Genomic DNA, 16,256 nt, shown 5'->3' on the forward strand with positions numbered 1-16,256 from the left:
CTTTCTCCTCTTCGGTATCGGGAGGAAGCCTGGGGGTGTTCGTCGTGGATAGGGGGATTGGCATGTTCGTAAGGCTTCTCTTTACGGGGTCAATGCTTCTCGCGGCCGGCGCGGGGCTTGCGCAGACAAGTGTTCTGTCGGAGGCCGACGAGGGCGAAGAGACCATCACGCTTCCCGAGGACGGCGAGAGGTTCGTCTTCCGCAACCGGTCCGGCGGGGACGTCACGTTCTACGGGCAATTCACGCCGACCTACCAAAGCTTCGACGATGGCGAGGCGACCACCGACGGGCTGGTGGACAACGGCAACTGGAACACCCGCCTTGGCTTCCGGATCCTTCAGCCGCTTGACGGCGCGACCCTGCGGCTGCGCTTCGAGACCGGGCTCAGCCTGCGCAACAGTGCCTTGATCTCGCAGACCGACAGGCCGCAATGGATCGACTGGGACCGCACCTGGCTGCGCTGGTTCGAGGCAGCCTTCGACACCGATTACGGGACGCTGTCGCTTGGGCAGGGCAGCACGGCGGCCGACGGGGCGGCGGGTCTCGATTCCTCGTTCACCTTCGTAGTCAGTCCGACCGACGCGTCGGATGGCTTCGGGTCGTTCCAGTTCCGCGACACGAACGGCAATCTCACCGGCGTGACCGTGGGGCAGGTGAACAGCAGCTTCAACGTCGCCCGCCTGTTCCGCGCCCGCTATGACACGCCAAGCCGGTCGGGGTTCGTCTTCTCGACGTCCTACGGCATCAACGTGCTGAACGAGAACGACGACGCCGATTACGCCGACGTCGCGCTGCGCTGGACCGGCGATGTGGGCGATGTGTCGATCCAGACCGCGCTGGGCTATGGCTGGCAGTTCAACGACAATGCCGACGACCAGGAGCGGGTGATCGGGTCGGCGACCGTCTATCACGATCCGAGCGGGCTGAACCTCAGCGTCGCCGCGGGGTCGCGCATCGACGGGCCGCAGTACGGCTACATCAAGGCGGGCTGGCGGGCCGACTTCGTCGCGGCGGGCAAGACGTCACTGTTCGTGGACTATTACCGGGGCGAGGATTTCGTCACCGACGGCGCGCGGACCAGGACCTATGGCTTCGGCGCGGTGCAAAGTTTCGACGACCTGTCGATCGACGTTTACGCGGCCATGCTACAGTTCGAATATGACGACGATACGGGGCGCAGCTATCAGGATGCGACGGGCGTGCTTCTTGGGGCGCGATGGTTCTTCTGACCGGGTCGGCGGGTGCGTGACGGGCGAGTGACGGGCGATTTTTCCTCACAGAGCGGGCCGAATGGCCAGGGAGACGGGACATGGCGGCGAAAAATCAGGGCAATCCCGAGGATCAGGGCTCGATGGGCGGGTTCCTCGGCGCGGTCGAGCGGGTGGGCAACGCGGTTCCGCATCCGGCGATCATCTTCCTGATCCTCATCGGAATCGTCATCGTCCTGTCGGCGATCTTCGGGATGCTCGGCACGTCGGTGACCTACGAAGGCTATGACATGGCTCTCGGCGACATCGTCGAGCAGGAAGCGGCGGTGCGCAGCCTGCTGTCGCCGGACGGGATCCGCTTCATGGTGACGAGCCCGGTGGCGAACTTCCTCGGCTTCACCGGGGTGGGCGTCATCCTGGTGGCCATGATCGGTGTGGGCCTGGCAGAGGAATCGGGCCTGATCGCGACGCTGGTGCGCAAGCTCGTCGCGGTGGCGCCCACGGGCATCTTCACCTTCATGATCGTCCTGGTGGGCGTGGTCTCGTCGATCGCGGCGGATGCCGGCTATCTCGTGCTTGTTCCGCTGGCCGCCGCTGCCTTCCACAGCCTCGGACGGCACCCGCTGGCGGGGCTTGCCGCCGGCTTCAGCGGCGTCGCGGCGGTCTTTCTCGTGAACGTCTTCGTCACGCCGACCGACGCGCTTCTGGTCGAGGTGACGAACGATGCGATCCGGGCGGTGAACCCGGCGCTTCAGATCACCCCGGTCGGCAACCTGTTCTTCATGATCGCCTCGTCGATCGTGATGGCGATCATCTGCACGCTGATCACCGAAAAATACGTGGAACCGCGGCTTGGCCCCTACACCGGGGGCGTTCCGGTGGACGCGCACGAAGGCCTGACCGAGGCCGAGCAGGCCGGGCTGAAAGCCGCCGGGCGCGCCCTTCTGATCGTGGGTGTGGTCCTTGCCGCGCTGACCGTGCCGCCGATTCCCTGGGGCATCCTGCGCAACCAGGAGACCGGGGGGATCATGGCCGGCTCGCCGTTCATGAGCGGCCTCATCATCCTGATTTCCGTCGTCTTCCTCTTCGTGGGCTATGCCTACGGCCGGGCGGCCGGGACCATCGCCAACGTCACCGCCGCGATTGGCCTTATCGTCAAGACCTGGGGCAACCTCGCTGGGATGATCTTCCTGCTCTTCGTGATCGCCAACTTCATCGCCTTCTTCAACTACACGAACCTTGCGACGGTGCTTGCGGTGAACATGGCCGACTTCCTGCAGACCACGGCGCTGAACGCCCCGGCCTACATCGTACTGTTCGTGGTCGTGGTGGCGATCATCGACATCATCCTGACCGGCGCGCTGGCGAAGTGGGCGATTCTTGCCCCGGTGTTCGTGCCGCTCTTCATGCGGCTTGGGGGCGATCCGGACCTCGTGCTGGCGGCTTACCGGGTGGGCGACAGCCCGATGAACGTGATCACGCCGCTCAACGTCTATCTGGCGGTCATGGTGGGCTTCGCGCAGAAGTACCAGAAGGACGCAGGCATCGGGACCATCGTCGCTCTGATGCTGCCCTACACGGCGATCCTTCTGGTTCTCTGGACGCTCATGCTGGTCGGGTGGTACCTGATCGGGCTTCCGCTTGGGCCGGCATAGGTGGATCGTCGAAGTCGGCATCGCATGGGCGGTCTGCCTTATCTGAACCTGCCGCGATCCGCCGCTGCGGCGGGTCGTGGCGTTTACGCCAGGCGCCTTGGAACCCGGCGCGAACGTAACCGATCAATCCTGGGAAGAACCCTCATGTCCTCAGACCGGCCTGCATCTCGTGGCATCCTTCTGGCCCTTTGCCTGACCATGGTCCTTGCGGGCTGTCGCGAGGAGGACGGGACCGCCGCGACCCCCGAGCTTCGTCCGGTTCGCACGGTTGTCGTGGCAGAAAGCTTCGCCGGCGAATCCTTCACGCTGTCGGGAACCGTCGAAAGCCAGATCGAGGTGGACCTTGCCTTCCGGATCGGCGGTCGGCTGGTCGAGCGTCTGGTGAACGTGGGCGACACGATCGCACCGGGCCAGATCATCGCGCGGCTTGATCCAGCCGACGAGGAAAACGCCCTGCGCGGTGCCGAGGCGGCGCAGATCGCCGCAGCCGCCCAACTGTCCGAGGCGCGCTCGACCTACGAGCGTCAGCGCCAGCTCTTCGAGCGTGACTTCCTTTCGCAGGCGGGACTCGAGCGCGCCGAGCAGCAGTTCACCTCGGCTCAGAGCGCCTTCGACTCGGCCGAGGCGCAGGTCGGCATCGCCCGCCGCCGGCTGGCCGACACGGTTCTGACGGCCGACGCGCCGGGCGTCGTCACGGCGGTGGGCGCCGAGGCGGGCGAGGTGGTGACGGCCGGCCGCCGCATCGCGCAGCTTGCCCGCGACGAAGGGAAGGACGCGGTCTTCGACGTCCCGGCCGCCGTGGTCGCGGTGAGTCCGCCTGATCCCGAGGTCGTCGTGACCCTGGCGCTGAACCCCGGGATCACCGCCCTGGGCCGCATCCGAGAGGTTGCGCCGCGCGCCGACGCGTCGACCGGCACCATCCGGGTGCGCGTCGGCCTGATCGACCCGCCCGACGAGATGCGGCTTGGCTCGACCGTGAACGGCCGGGTCCATATCGGCGGCTCGGGGGGCATCGAGCTTCCCGCCTCGGCGCTGACCACCATGGACGGGGCGCCGGCGGTCTGGGTCGTCGATCCCGACAGCCGCACCGTGTCGCTGCGCCCTGTCGAGGTGGCGCGCTTCACACCGGCCGCCGTCGGCATCGACGGGGGCGTCGCGGTCGGGGAGCGCGTCGTGACCGCCGGGGTGCAGGCGCTGCGGCCGGGGCAGGAGGTTCGCCTTCTCGGGGAGGGATCATGATCGGTCCCAACCTGTCGGAATGGGCCACCCGAAGCCGGGCGCTGACGATCTATCTGATGCTCGTCGCGGTCTTTGCCGGGGCGATGTCCTTCGTCAGCCTCGGCCGCGACGAGGACCCGAGCTTCACGATCAAGACGATGCTGGTCACCGCGGTCTGGCCGGGCGCCACGATCGAAGAGACGCAGCGCCAGCTGACCGACCGGCTCGAGCGCAGGCTTGAAGAGACGACCGGCCTCGACGCCGTCCGCTCGATCACCCGGCCGGGGATCGTGACCGTCTATGTCGACCTCGAAGGGACCTTCCCGCCCGAACGCGTGCCCGAGGTCTGGCAGGAGGTGCGCAACAATATCGGAGACATCCGCCATACCCTGCCGCAAGGGGTGCTCGGGCCCTTTTTCAACGACAATTTCGGCGACGTCTTCGGCATCGTCTATGGCTTCACCGCGGACGGCTTCACCGACCGCGAACTGCGCGACTATGTCGATTTTGTGCGCACCCGCCTGATGGCCGAGGTCGACGGGATCGGCAAGGTCGAGTTCATCGGCGTCCAGGACGAGGCGATCTTCATCGAGTTCCAGGCCGATCGCGTCGCGGCGATGGGGCTGGACTACGGCCAGGTCTTCGCCGCGATCGCGGCCCAGAACGTGGTGCGCCCGTCGGGAACGATCAACTCGGGGACCGAGAACCTGATCCTGCGCGTCACCGGCGCCTTCGAGACCGAGAACGACATTCTCGAGGTGTCGCTGATCGCCGATGGTCGGGCGATCCGCCTCGGCGACATCGCCACCGTGCGGCGCGGCTTCGTCGATCCGCCGCAACCGCTCCTGCACGTCAACGGCGAGCGTGCGATGGCGATCGCCATCTCGATGCGCGAGGGGGGCGACATCCTGGAACTTGGGGCAGATGTCGACCGCGCGATGCAGGGCATCGTGGCCGACCTGCCGATCGGGATCGAACCGCACCTGATTTCCGATCAGCCCAGCGTCGTGACCACCGCGATCGGCGACTTCATCACCTCGCTCTATCAGGCCATTGCGATCATCCTCGTGATCAGCTTCGTCACCCTCGGGGTGCGGCCGGGCGCGGTCGTGGCGGTGGCGATCCCGGTCACGCTGGCCACGGCCTTCCTGGTGATGGAGATGATGGGCATCGACCTGCACCGGGTATCGCTGGGCGCGCTGATCATCTCGCTGGCGCTTCTGGTCGACGACGCGATGACGACGACCGACGCGATCCTGCGCAGGCTTGCCGCCGGTGACACGGTCGAAGCCGGTGCCTCCTATGCCTACAGGCGCCTCGCCGCTCCGATGCTGACGGGCACGCTCATCACAATCGCGGGCTTCGTGCCGATCGGCTTCGCCGAAAGCCAGGCGGGCGAATACACCATCTCGCTTTTCCAGGTGGTGGCGATCGCGCTGATCGCGTCGTGGATCGTGGCGGTGGTGTTCACGCCGATCGTCGCGGGCGTGCTGCTCAGGCCGCCGGCCGCCGACGCCTCCACCGAGCCGGGCAAGCTTCTGCGCACCTACGGGCGGTTTCTCGATCTTGCGATCCGGGCGCGCTGGATCACCGTGGCGGTGACCGTCGCCGTCTTCGTGGTTGCGCTTGGCGCGTCGCAGATGCTGAACCGGCAGTTCTTCCCGCCGTCGGACCGCAACGAACTCATCATCGACTTCCAGTTGCCGCGATCCAGTTCGATCTTCGCCAGCGAAACGGCCATCGCGAAGGTCGAAACCTACCTCGCGGCAAGCGAGGATGTGGACTTCTGGACCAGCTACATCGGCCGGAACGTCATTCGCTTCTACCTGCCGCTGGCGATCCGGCCGCCCAGCGACAATCACAGCCAGATCGTAGTGATGGCCAAGGACATCGACGCCCGTCTGCGCCTGGAAGAGACGCTTGACGCTTTCCTGGTCGAGACTTTCCCGGAGGCGGTCGTGCGCGTCAGCCCGCTTGAGATGGGGCCGCCGATCGGATGGCCGGTGCAGTACCGCCTGAGCGGCCCGGACCTCGAGGTGCTGCGCGCGCAGGCGCTGCGCCTGGCCGAGGTCGTCGCCTCGCACCCCGGAGCGCGGCGGGTGCATTTCGACTGGATCGAGCCCGCCCGCCAGCTTGTGATCGACATCAACCAGGATCAGGCGCGCCGGCTTGGGTTGACCAGTTCGCAGCTTTCCAGCGTGCTCAACACCGCGATCTCGGGGTCGACGGTGACGCAGTTGCGCGACGACATCTACCTCGTCAACGTGATCGCGCGCGCGCAGGCCGAGGACCGCGTGTCGCTCGACGGTCTGGCGACGCTGCAGGTTCCGGTCCCCGGCGGGCGCACCGTGGCGCTGAGTTCCTTCGCGACCTTCGAGTTCACACAGGAACAGCCGCTGATCTGGCGCCGCGACCGGGTGCCGACGCTGACGGTGCTGGCCGACGTGGCGCCGGGCCTTCTGCCCGAGGCGGTCGTGGCCGCCCTCGAAGACGACATCGCCGCGCTGAACGACACGCTGCCGTTCAACTACCGGATCGAGGTCGGCGGTACGGTCGAGACCTCGGCCGAAAGCCAGGCGGCCGTCTTCGCGGTCGTGCCGCTGATGGTGTTCCTGATGGTCACCCTGCTGATGGTGCAGCTGAAGAACTTCCGCAAGGTGGGCATCGTGCTGATCCTTCTGCCGCTGGGGCTGATCGGGGTGGTCGGCGCGCTGTTGCTGTTCGGCCGTCCCCTTGGCTTCGTCGCCATCCTCGGCATCCTGGCGCTGCTCGGGATGATCGCGAAGAACGCGGTGATCCTGATCACCCAGATCGACGACGAGCGGCGCGCCGGGCGCGATGTGCGCGAGGCGGCGGTGTCGGCCTCGATGAACCGCCTGCGCCCGCTGATGCTGACGGCGCTGTCCACGGTGCTTGGCCTTCTGCCGATCGCGCCCACGCTGTTCTGGGGGCCGATGGCCTTCGCGATCATGGGCGGCCTGATGGTGGCCACGGTCCTGACCCTGATCGTGCTGCCGGTGCTGTACGTGATCTTCTTCAGCGGAAACGCCGGCGCGGCCGCGCCGGAGGACGCGGAACAGGATGGTCTGGCGCGCGATGGCTGACAGCGGCCATCCGCCCCGGCCCGAGGACGCGCCCCTCGCCTGGACGGGAACCGCCGACAAGGCCAGCTACTACTGGCTGTTCGTGGCCTATGTCCTTGCACTTCTCGCGACCGGGGTGGCGACGGTGGCGCTGGCGCTTCTGGCGTATGACCTGGCGGGCGAGGAGTCGGGGACCGTTCTGGGCACCGCGCTGTCGCTCAAGATGCTGGCCTATATCGGCGCGGCCCCCTTCGTCGCCGTCCTGATCCGCCACGTGCCGCGCAAGCTGCTTCTGATCGTGCTCGATCTCTTGCGCGCGGGAAGCCTTCTGGTTCTGCCCTTCGTGACCGCCACCTGGCAGGTCTTCGCGCTGGTCTTCGTCTTCGCGCTGGCCTCGGCCATCTTCACCCTCGTCTATCAGACCGTGGTGCCCTACCTGCTGGCCAATCAGGACGACTATACCCGGTCGCTGGCGCGGTCGCGGATCGCAAGCGAGCTTGAAGCCTCGGTCAGCCCGCTTCTGGCGGCGGGCCTGCTGCTGGCCTTCGCCTCGCGGGGGGTCTTCGTCGTCGCGGCCGTGGCGTTCCTGCTGTCGGCCTGGCTGATCGCGCGGATGCGCATTCCGCAGGCCCGTGGAGGCCGCACCGAGCGGCTGATGTCGGGCTTCCTGCGCGGGCCGCGCCTGTTTCTGGCGACCTCGGACCTGCGCGGGCTCATCGCGCTCGATGTCGCCGTGGCCTGCGCGACCGCGATGGTGACGGTGAACACCGTGGTGATCGTCCAGGGCCTGTTCGAGCTTGACCGCCAGGCCAGCGCGATCGCCTTCGCCGTCTTCGGCTTCGGCTCGATCCTGGGCGCCATCGCGCTGACGCCGGCGCTGCGCGCCGTGCCGGACCGGGCGGTCATGCTGGTCGGGGCAGCGCTGCTGTCAGTCGGCCTTCTGGCGGGCACGGTGATCGCGACCCTGCAGGGCCTGCTGGTCGTCTGGTTCGTGATCGGGCTGGGCACGTCGCTGGCGCTGACGCCCGCGACCTACCTGATCCGCCGCATCGGCAGCCCCGGCGATCTGCAGTATCTTTTCGCTGCCCAGTTGTCGCTGGCAAGCGCCTGCCTGCTCGTCGCCTATTCGGCGGCGGGCTGGCTGGGCGCATCGCTGGGGTTGACCGCCACCTTCGCCCTCTTCGGCCTTGTCGCCGCCGCGGCCTCGGTCGTCGCGAGCCGGCTTTGGCCGACGGGCGGCAGGCCTACTTCTGACCCGGCAAGACAACCTCGGCAACGCCCGTCACCGCGTTGACCGTCGCCTCAAGGACGTTCGCCGGGCGTTCCTGGTCGCGCAGCATGGTCGTGCCGAAGCGGTCGAGCCCGCTGATGAAGGCGATCATCGCGGGCGAGGTGGCGACCGCGAAGTGGTTGAGCGGATCGCCCGACCCCTGCACGTTGCTGACGTCGATGACAAGCACGCCGGGAAGGTCGGCGATCACATCGGTGTTCTGGATCGACCCCAGGCGTCCGCCGGCCTGCCCGCGCAGCAGGGCCGAGGCCCGCAGCGCCCGGTCGCGCCCCGAAACCGAGATGTAGATCGGAAGCTCGCGCGGCGCCAGCGCAAGGACATCGGCCCGGAACAGATCGGGATCGATATCGGGCGCGATAAGGACCACGGCCTGCACCTTGTCCAGCGCCCGCCCGGTGCCACGGATCTGCATCTGGCGCAGCGCCTCCATGACGACGATCGTGCCCATCGAGTGGCCGGCGACGACGATCCGCTCGGCGTTGCTGCGCGCCAGAAGTTCCAGCGTTTCTTCCAGGCCGTCGCGCGCGAACAGCGCGCTTTCCCGGTCAAAGCCATAAGACCGGACGCTGCCCGCCGACGGCCAGGCGTAGGAGACCGAGATCCCGGGCGACCGGAAATCATGCGCCATCTGCGCGTGGCGATAGATGCCCTCGGCGAAGTTGGAGTTGAACCCGTGGACGAAAAGCGTGATCTCGCGGTCGCCGCGCGGGCGCTCGGCGAGCCGGGCGTTGACCGCGCGCAGGAATGCCGTCTCGTCGGCGAACTTCCGGGTCGCGACGGTCAGGAAGTCGGTCTTCGGATCCACCCGTGACGTGCTTGGGAAGGTCACGGTTCCCAAGGTCCGCTCGGGCGGGATCGAGACGGCGACCGATGCCCAGCGCACGCTGTCCGCGCGCGCGCGCGCCGCGATCGTCGCATCGTCCGTGGCGCCGCGTGAGGTTGCGACGAGGATCTCGACGACGGTGCCCGTCCGGGCCGCCTCGGGAAGCACCGTGAGCGAGCCGCGGGGCGCGCAGCCGGGAAGCACAAGGCAGACGGCGAAAACCGCGAACAGGATGTTCCGCATCATGCGTTGCCCGAACTGCCCTTGCTGGCCGGCATCGTCCGCCTCGTCCCCTTGGCCCCGGAGGCCTTGTCATTGGGGAACGCCGCCGGAGCGACGCCGTTCCCCGTGTCGTCACAGCGCCGCGAGGATGCGCGCCCAGGAGCGGATGCCCTTGTGGAAGCTTTTCAGCTCGTACTTCTCGTTCGGGCTATGGATGCGGTCGTCGCTGAGGCCGAAGCCAGCCATCACCACGTCCATGCCCATCTTTTCCTTGATCATGGTCGTCACCGGGATCGACCCGCCGCCACCCACGAAGGCGGCGTCCTTGCCCCATTCGGCGGTGAGCGCCGCCTGCGTGTTCTGGAACGCCGGGGCCGAGGTGTCGAAGGCGACCGCCCGGCCCGCGCCATGTGCGATGAACTCGACGCGGCAGTCCGCGGGGATGCGCGCCTTGACGAACTCGCGGAAGGCGGCGCGCACCTTGTGGGGGTCTTGGTCGAACACCAGCCGGAACGAGATCTTGGCCGAGGCCATGGCCGGGATCACGGTCTTGAAGCCCGCGCCCTGGTAGCCGCCGCCCATCCCGTTGACCTCGCAGGTCGGGCGCGACCACACCATCTCGAGCGCCGAGCGCCCCTTTTCGCCCGCCGGGACCGACAGGCCGATCTCGCCCAGGAACTCCTTTTCCGAGAAGTCGAGCTTGGCCCAGCTTTCGCGCAGCGCCTCGGGCAGTTCGGGAACGCCGTCGTAGAAGCCCGGGACGGTGATCCGCCCGTCCGCGTCGCGCAGGTCGGCAAGGATGCGGGCGAGGACGTGGTTGGGGTTCGCGGCGGCCGAGCCGTAGAAGCCCGAATGCAGGTCCCGGTCCGAGGCGTGGATGATGATCTCTTCGCCGCAAAGCCCGCGCAGCGTGGTGGTGATCGCCGGCGTGTTCTTGTCCCACATGTTGGTGTCGCAGATCAGCGCCACGTCGGCCCGCAACTCGTCGGCGTTCGCGTCGAGGAACGGCGGAAGGTTGACGCCGCCCGATTCCTCTTCGCCTTCCAGAAGGATCGTGACCGGGATCGGCAGCTTGCCCGTCACCGCCTTCCAGGCGCGGCAGGCCTCGACAAAGGTCATGAGTTGCCCCTTGTCGTCGGCGGCGCCGCGGGCGACGATGTATTTCGATCCGTCGGGCCGTGTCTCGATCGAGGGCGCGAAGGGATCGTGGTCCCACAGCTCGAGCGGGTCGACCGGCTGCACGTCGTAGTGCCCGTAGAACAGGACCGAGGTGCCGCTGGCCGCGCGGTCGTGTCCCACCACCATCGGATGGCCGGCCGTGTCGCGCACCTGCGCGTCGAAACCGATCGACGCAAGGTCCCTGGCGTGCCATTCCGCACAGGCGCGGGTTTCGCCGGCATAGGCCGGATCGGTCGAGATCGACTTCATCCGAAGCGTCTCGAACAGGCGGGTCACCGCGTTGTCGAGGTCGGCGTCGATATGGGCGAGAACGGACTCGAGGTCATTCATTTCCAATACTCCTCCTCAGGAAAAGGTGGTGGCGTCGAACGGGACCGCTTGCACCCAAGGGCGAAGGGCAGGCGGCGGGCAGGTGGCAGGCAGCGCCAAGGCGGTCATCAGAAGCCCCAGATCAGCGGCACAAGAAAGACGGCGACCACGAAATACCACGCGGTCAGGGGCAGCCCAAGCGGCCAGTAGTCGGCAAAACGGTAGCCGGCGGGGCCCATCACCATGGTGTTCGACGTGGTCGAGACAGGTGTCAGGAACGACGCCGAGGTCGCCACGCTCAGCGCCATCAGCGCGGGCATGGGCGACACCTCGAAGGCCGCCGCCGACAGGATCGTGATCGGCAGCAGGATCATGGTCGTCGCCGTGTTCGACACCACGACCCCCATGACGACCGCAAGAAGGAAGATCATGGCGAGTAGCAGGCGCGGAGAGCCTGCGCCGATCGTTTCGACCACGCTGTCGGCGACAAGCTGCGCCGCTCCGGTCGCGACCAGCGCGGTGGACAGCGGAAACATCGCCGCGATCAGGATCACTGTCGTCCAGTTGATCGAGCGGAAGGCTTCGTCGACGCCGATCAGCCGCAGAACGAGCATGGCGCCGGCCGCAAGCACCGTCGCGACTGACGGGGCCACGACCCCAGACGCGATCGCCACGACCATGGCCGCGACGATCAGAAGCACGGATTTCGCGCCGTTGCCCAGCGGCACAAGCTGCCGGCGAAGGGCGTCGGGTCTGTCCACGATCAGGACGCCGGCCCGGGATTCGTGCCGCCGCAACGCGGACCATGTTCCCTGGACCAGCACGTGATCCCCGGATTCCAGCGTGACCTCGCCCACAAGGTCCTCGCCCCGGCGCTGCACCGCCATGATCACAAGATCGCCGGTCGCGTTGACCATGCCGGGAAAGACGCGGATGCCGATGAACGGCGATCGCTGCGGGATCACGGCCTCGGCCACGCCCGCCATCCGGTTGATGAGCTTTCCGGCCGCTTCGTCTCCGGTCATCGCGCGGGTCGTCAGCCCGTGGGCCGCGGCGAAGGCATCGGCGGCCTCGGCCGTGCCGCGAACCACGATGCGATCGCCGTCGCGCAGCAGCCCCAGAAGACGTGGCGTGCCCGCGGGGTCGCTGACCGTGACAAGGCGCAGCGCGTCGTCAAGCGGCAGTGCGTCGACCGGGGTTCCAAGAAGGGGCGAGGTGGGCGTCAGGACAAGCACGAAGACATCGCCGGTCAGCCGGTACTGTTCGACCAGCGTCTCGGCATGCCGGCTGAGATCGCGCGGCAGGCTTGGGGCCTCGCGCTCGGGGACAAGGCGCTTGCCCAGCAGCAGCACGATCGCGATGGTGCCGATCAGAAGGGGCACGCCGACAAGCGCGAACTCGAAGAACCCGATGGCGCGCGGGCCGTAATCGCCCGCGGCATCGGCGATCAGCACGTTCTTCGGCGCCCCTGTCAGCGCCAGATGCGCCCCGGCGCCCGAGGCAAAGGCCATCGGCATGAGGAAGCGCGCAGGCTGCGCGCCCAGCCGCACGACCATCAGCATGACCACGGGCAACAGGGCGCCGATCGCGCCGCTGGCATTGATCAGCGGGCAGAGCACCGCGACCGCCACCATTCCGATCACCAGAAGCCGGTCGGCGTCGCCGGACACGATCCGTTCGAAGACCTGGCCAAGCCAGGCTGTCACGCCGGTCGCCTCGAGCCCGGCCGTGACGATGAAAAGCGATGCCACGAACATCACCACCGGATCGCCGAATCCCCGAAAGACCTCGTTCAGCGTCAGGATGCCGGTGGCGTAAAGCGCAAGCGCGCTGCCCATGGCCACGACCACCAGCGGCAGCCGGTTCCAGACGAACAGGGCGATCGTGGCCAGCACGATCAGGAAGAGCAAGCCGATCTCGCTCATCCGCGCATGCCCTGCGCGGCGGTCATCAGAAACCCCAGATCAGCGGCACCACGAAGACGGCCACCACGAAGAACCACAGCATGAAGGGCAGGCCGAACTTCCAGTAGTCGGTGAACTTGTAGTTGCCCGGCTCCATCACCATCAGGTTCGTGGGCGTTGCCACAGGCGTGAGGAAGGCCGCCGCCGCGGCCACGCCCACGGCCATCAGCACGGGCTCGGGTGAAATGCCCATCTGCGTTGCCGTGACGACCGAGATCGGGATGATGATCAGCGCGGTGGCCGTGTTCGAGATGACCTGGCCCAGAACCGCCGTGAGCACGAAGAGACCAGCCAGAAGCACGCGCGGACCCGCGTCGCCGACAAGGCCGACCAGCCCCTCGGCCAGAAGCTGCGCGGCCCCGGTTTCCTGGATCGCGACCGACAGCGGCATCATCGCGCCCACTAGGATCACGGTCGTCCAGTTGATCGCGCGATAGACCTGTTCGACGTTCAGGATGCCGCTGACAAGGAAGGCACCTGCGGCCAGAAGCCCGGCCACAGCCGCCGGAACAAGGCCGGTCGCCAGAAGCAGGACCATGCCGGCAAGGATCACCAGGGTCGTCTGTGCGCCGGGTCCCATCGGCAGCGCCTGCCGTCGCACAAGCTCGGGCGAATCGACGACCAGCACTTCGGCCGGTTCCAGTCGGGTCTCCATCGCTTCCCAGGTGCCCTGCAGAAGCAGCGTGTCGCCAGCGGCCAGCGGCTCGCCCGTGGTCAGGTCCTTGCCTTGTCGCTGGATCGCAAGAACGATCAGGTCGCCGCTGGGCGTGACCATGCCCGGGAAGAACCGTTCGCCCACCAGCGGCGAGCGCGGCTTGATCACCACCTCGGCCAGCCCCGAGTTGCGGTTGAAAAGCCGGTTGGCGGCCCCCTGCGGATCGACCTCGTCGATGATGGTGAGCCCAAGTTCCTGAGCGAACTCGCCAACCGCCACTGTGTCGCCCCGCACGACGACGATGTCGCCGGCCACGAGCCGGTCGCGCCGCATCTCGAGCCCCTCGGCGGCTGCGGCCTTGAGCCCGACCTCGCTTGCGGCCGTGCGGACGGACACAAGCGCGAGCCCCGGGCGGGACGACAGATCAATGGCGTTCCGGTCGGTGCCGACGAGGGGCGAATCCTCGCGGATGCGGAGCCACTGCACGTCGGACGTCAGCTTGTACTGTTCGACCAGAGTATGCGCGTGCCGGCTCAGGTCGCTTGGCAGCGTCTTGCTGACCCGAGCGGGCAAGAGCTTCTCGCCCAGCACGACCGAGATCAGCACGCCGCCGATGACCAGCGGGACACCGACAAGGCCGAACTCGAAATAGCTGAAGTTGCGGCTGGTCGCGTCAGAGAGCGCCTCGGAAATCAGGACGTTGACCGGCGTGCCGGTCAGCAGCAGCATCGACCCGCAGTGCGCGCCGAACACCAGCGGCATCAGCAGGCGCCCCGGCGCGCGGTTCAGCCGAACCGCCAGCACCACGACCACCGGCAGAAGAGCCGCCACGGCGCCGTTCACGCTGATCAGCGCGCTAAGAACGGCCACCGCAAGCGTCATGAACACGATCAGCCGGGTCCGGCTGTCGCCGGCCTTGTCGATCAGGGCCTGTCCCACCCAGGCGGTGACGCCCGACCGCTCCATCCCGGCGCTTATGACGAAAAGCGACGCCACGAAGATGGTGGCCGGATCGCCGAACCCGGCAAGGCTTTGCTGGATGGTCAGGATGCCCGTCGCCCAAAGCGCCAGCGCGCAACCCACGCAGACCACGATGACCGGAAGCCGGTCCCACATGAAAAGGACGATGACGCCTGCGACGATTGCAAAAACGATCCAGATTTCGGTCACGGGCGCATACCTTTGGATGGTTTCAGGATCTTCGTGACAGGCCGGACGCTATCACGCAATCCTTGTCAGGCGAATACTCCACGTTGGCGATCAACTTCGGTTGGGAGGCAGGCGCCCCGGTGTCACGGGCGGCACTTTGCGGGTCTGGTGGGCTGTGTTTGCCTTCAAAGCAGGCCGCGCTTTTCCTGCCTGTGGCATGCTAGCCTGCGAAATGGTCGCGCGAACACCTTGCGAGGAATGCATGGAGCCAAGACGAATCGCCCTGCTGGGTCTGCCGGTGGACGAGGGGGCAGGTCAGCCCGGATGCCTCATGGGTCCGGATGCCTATCGGACCGCCGGCCTTGCCGGGATGATCCGGGCGCTCGGGCACGAGGTCACCGATCTTGGCCGGGTCGTTCCGGTGCCGTCCGGGACGGCCCTGTCGGGGGACGCAAGGCGCGCCGCCGTGATGGACTGGGTCCGGGCGATCTTGCCTGCCGCGCAGGACGCGGCCGCGGGATGGGATATCCCGGTCTTTCTGGGCGGCGATCACAGCCTGACGGCCGGCACGCTGCCGGGTGTCGCGGCCCATGCGGCGCGGCTTGGCCGCCCGCAATTCGTACTCTGGCTCGACGCGCATTCCGATGTCCATACCCTCGACACAAGCGAAACCGGCAACCTCCATGGCACGCCCCTTGCCTATGCGCTTGGCCTTCCGGGCTGCGAGGCCTATCCACCGTTGCCCGCCCGGATCGAGCCCGGGCACGTCTGCATGATGGGCCTGCGCTCGGTCGATCCGGCCGAGCGGCGCCATATCGCGGAACTGGGGCTTGATGCCCACGACATGCGCAGCATCGACAAAACCGGCGTCACGAAACCGCTTCTGGCCTTTCTCGACCGGGTGAGGCAGGCCAAGGGACGGCTTCACGTCAGTTTCGACGTCGATTTCCTTGACCCCGCCATCGCGCCGGCGGTGGGAACCACGGTTCCTGGCGGCGCGACCTTCCGTGAGGCGCACCTGATCATGGAGCTTCTGCACGACAGCGGTCTTGTCACCTCGGTCGACCTTGTCGAACTCAACCCCTTTCTCGACCACGCCGGGCAGACCACGCGGCTGATGTCGGACCTCTGCGCCTCGCTTCTTGGCCGCAGCGTCCTTGATCGGCCGACGCGCATGTTCCGCGCCTGACCGTGCGGCGGTCGTGGCGCCGATGCCGGTCTTCCCGCTTGCATGGAAGAAACGCGGCGACCCGATGGCCGGTGCCGGATTCCCGGGTTCAAGGCCGTGCCCCGTCCCATTCCGGTCGAGGGGCCGCAGGGAGAGAGGCTCGGGCGCGTCGACGGGCATCCCATTCGGCCCGCGCAGAGGCGCTTTCCGGTCCGCGCGTGGGTCTTTCGACCGGTCACGATCTGCACCTTCGTCGCTGGCGCCCCCTGAAGGCGTCTCGGCCGGGAAGGGTTCGCGTGACGTTCCCTTCACGCGGACCGACGGCGGCGATA

Annotated in this window: 10 protein-coding genes; 6 read left to right on the top strand and 4 right to left on the bottom strand. The window is 67.5% G+C overall.

Going from position 1 to position 16,256, the window contains the following annotated elements; genetic code table 11:
• Positions 1 to 62 precede the first annotated feature (62 nt).
• From ACRDNQ_RS00175 to ACRDNQ_RS00195, 5 genes are all read left to right on the top strand, one after another.
• Positions 63 to 1,229, top strand: coding sequence for a porin family protein (locus ACRDNQ_RS00175; protein ID WP_431826600.1), 1,167 nt, complete (start codon positions 63 to 65; stop codon positions 1,227 to 1,229).
• An 80-nt stretch (positions 1,230 to 1,309) separates the two neighbouring features.
• On the top strand, positions 1,310 to 2,863 hold the full coding sequence (locus ACRDNQ_RS00180; protein WP_431826601.1) for an AbgT family transporter: 1,554 nt from the start codon (positions 1,310 to 1,312) through the stop codon (positions 2,861 to 2,863).
• A 144-nt stretch (positions 2,864 to 3,007) separates the two neighbouring features.
• Positions 3,008 to 4,102 carry an efflux RND transporter periplasmic adaptor subunit gene (locus ACRDNQ_RS00185; protein ID WP_431826602.1) on the top strand — a complete coding sequence of 365 codons (1,095 nt, stop codon included), beginning with the start codon at positions 3,008 to 3,010 and terminating at the stop codon, positions 4,100 to 4,102.
• The gene (locus tag ACRDNQ_RS00190; protein WP_431826603.1) at positions 4,099 to 7,185 is read left to right on the top strand and encodes an efflux RND transporter permease subunit; all 3,087 of its coding nucleotides are present in this window, start codon (positions 4,099 to 4,101) and stop codon (positions 7,183 to 7,185) included. The genes ACRDNQ_RS00185 and ACRDNQ_RS00190 overlap by 4 nt, the downstream gene beginning before the upstream one ends.
• Positions 7,178 to 8,458 carry an MFS transporter gene (locus ACRDNQ_RS00195; protein ID WP_431826604.1) on the top strand — a complete coding sequence of 427 codons (1,281 nt, stop codon included), beginning with the start codon at positions 7,178 to 7,180 and terminating at the stop codon, positions 8,456 to 8,458. The genes ACRDNQ_RS00190 and ACRDNQ_RS00195 overlap by 8 nt, the downstream gene beginning before the upstream one ends.
• On the opposite strand, the gene ACRDNQ_RS00200 is transcribed toward ACRDNQ_RS00195, so the two are convergent.
• From ACRDNQ_RS00200 to ACRDNQ_RS00215, 4 genes are all read right to left on the bottom strand, one after another.
• Entirely contained in the window at positions 8,409 to 9,524 is a 1,116-nt protein-coding gene (locus ACRDNQ_RS00200) for an alpha/beta hydrolase (RefSeq protein ID WP_431826605.1), read from the bottom strand. The two genes, ACRDNQ_RS00195 and ACRDNQ_RS00200, sit on opposite strands and share 50 nt — an antisense overlap.
• Before the next feature lie 108 nt (positions 9,525 to 9,632).
• Positions 9,633 to 11,009 (bottom strand): M20/M25/M40 family metallo-hydrolase, encoded by a 1,377-nt coding sequence (locus tag ACRDNQ_RS00205; protein WP_431826606.1) that lies wholly within the window; start codon positions 11,007 to 11,009, stop codon positions 9,633 to 9,635.
• Between the two features lie 107 nt (positions 11,010 to 11,116).
• Positions 11,117 to 12,913: an SLC13 family permease gene (locus ACRDNQ_RS00210; RefSeq protein WP_431826607.1), complete on the bottom strand. Its 1,797-nt coding sequence runs from the start codon at positions 12,911 to 12,913 to the stop codon at positions 11,117 to 11,119.
• Positions 12,914 to 12,938: 25 nt separating this feature from the next.
• Positions 12,939 to 14,777 carry an SLC13 family permease gene (locus tag ACRDNQ_RS00215; protein ID WP_431826608.1) on the bottom strand — a complete coding sequence of 613 codons (1,839 nt, stop codon included), beginning with the start codon at positions 14,775 to 14,777 and terminating at the stop codon, positions 12,939 to 12,941.
• Between the two features lie 241 nt (positions 14,778 to 15,018).
• Here ACRDNQ_RS00215 and rocF point away from each other — a divergent pair, with 241 nt between their 5' ends.
• Entirely contained in the window at positions 15,019 to 15,945 is a 927-nt protein-coding gene (gene rocF, locus ACRDNQ_RS00220) for an arginase (RefSeq protein WP_431826609.1), read from the top strand.
• The last annotated feature ends 311 nt before the right edge of the window (positions 15,946 to 16,256 follow it).

This window comes from Saliniferula longa, assembly GCF_050789285.1.
Taxonomy (GTDB): Bacteria; Pseudomonadota; Alphaproteobacteria; order Rhodobacterales; family Rhodobacteraceae; genus CAVPWP01.

Bases quoted from the DNA above. Each gene is read 5' to 3' on its own strand.
- ACRDNQ_RS00185 (WP_431826602.1), top strand. From the start codon at position 3,008: ATGTCCTCAGACCGGCCTGCATCTCGTGGCATCCTTCTGGCCCTTTGC.
- ACRDNQ_RS00195 (WP_431826604.1), top strand. From the start codon at position 7,178: ATGGCTGACAGCGGCCATCCGCCCCGGCCCGAGGACGCGCCCCTCGCC.
- ACRDNQ_RS00190 (WP_431826603.1), top strand. From the start codon at position 4,099: ATGATCGGTCCCAACCTGTCGGAATGGGCCACCCGAAGCCGGGCGCTG.
- ACRDNQ_RS00180 (WP_431826601.1), top strand. From the start codon at position 1,310: ATGGCGGCGAAAAATCAGGGCAATCCCGAGGATCAGGGCTCGATGGGC.
- rocF (WP_431826609.1), top strand. From the start codon at position 15,019: ATGGAGCCAAGACGAATCGCCCTGCTGGGTCTGCCGGTGGACGAGGGG.
- ACRDNQ_RS00200 (WP_431826605.1), bottom strand. From the start codon at position 9,524: ATGATGCGGAACATCCTGTTCGCGGTTTTCGCCGTCTGCCTTGTGCTT.
- ACRDNQ_RS00175 (WP_431826600.1), top strand. From the start codon at position 63: ATGTTCGTAAGGCTTCTCTTTACGGGGTCAATGCTTCTCGCGGCCGGC.
- ACRDNQ_RS00205 (WP_431826606.1), bottom strand. From the start codon at position 11,009: ATGAATGACCTCGAGTCCGTTCTCGCCCATATCGACGCCGACCTCGAC.
- ACRDNQ_RS00210 (WP_431826607.1), bottom strand. From the start codon at position 12,913: ATGAGCGAGATCGGCTTGCTCTTCCTGATCGTGCTGGCCACGATCGCC.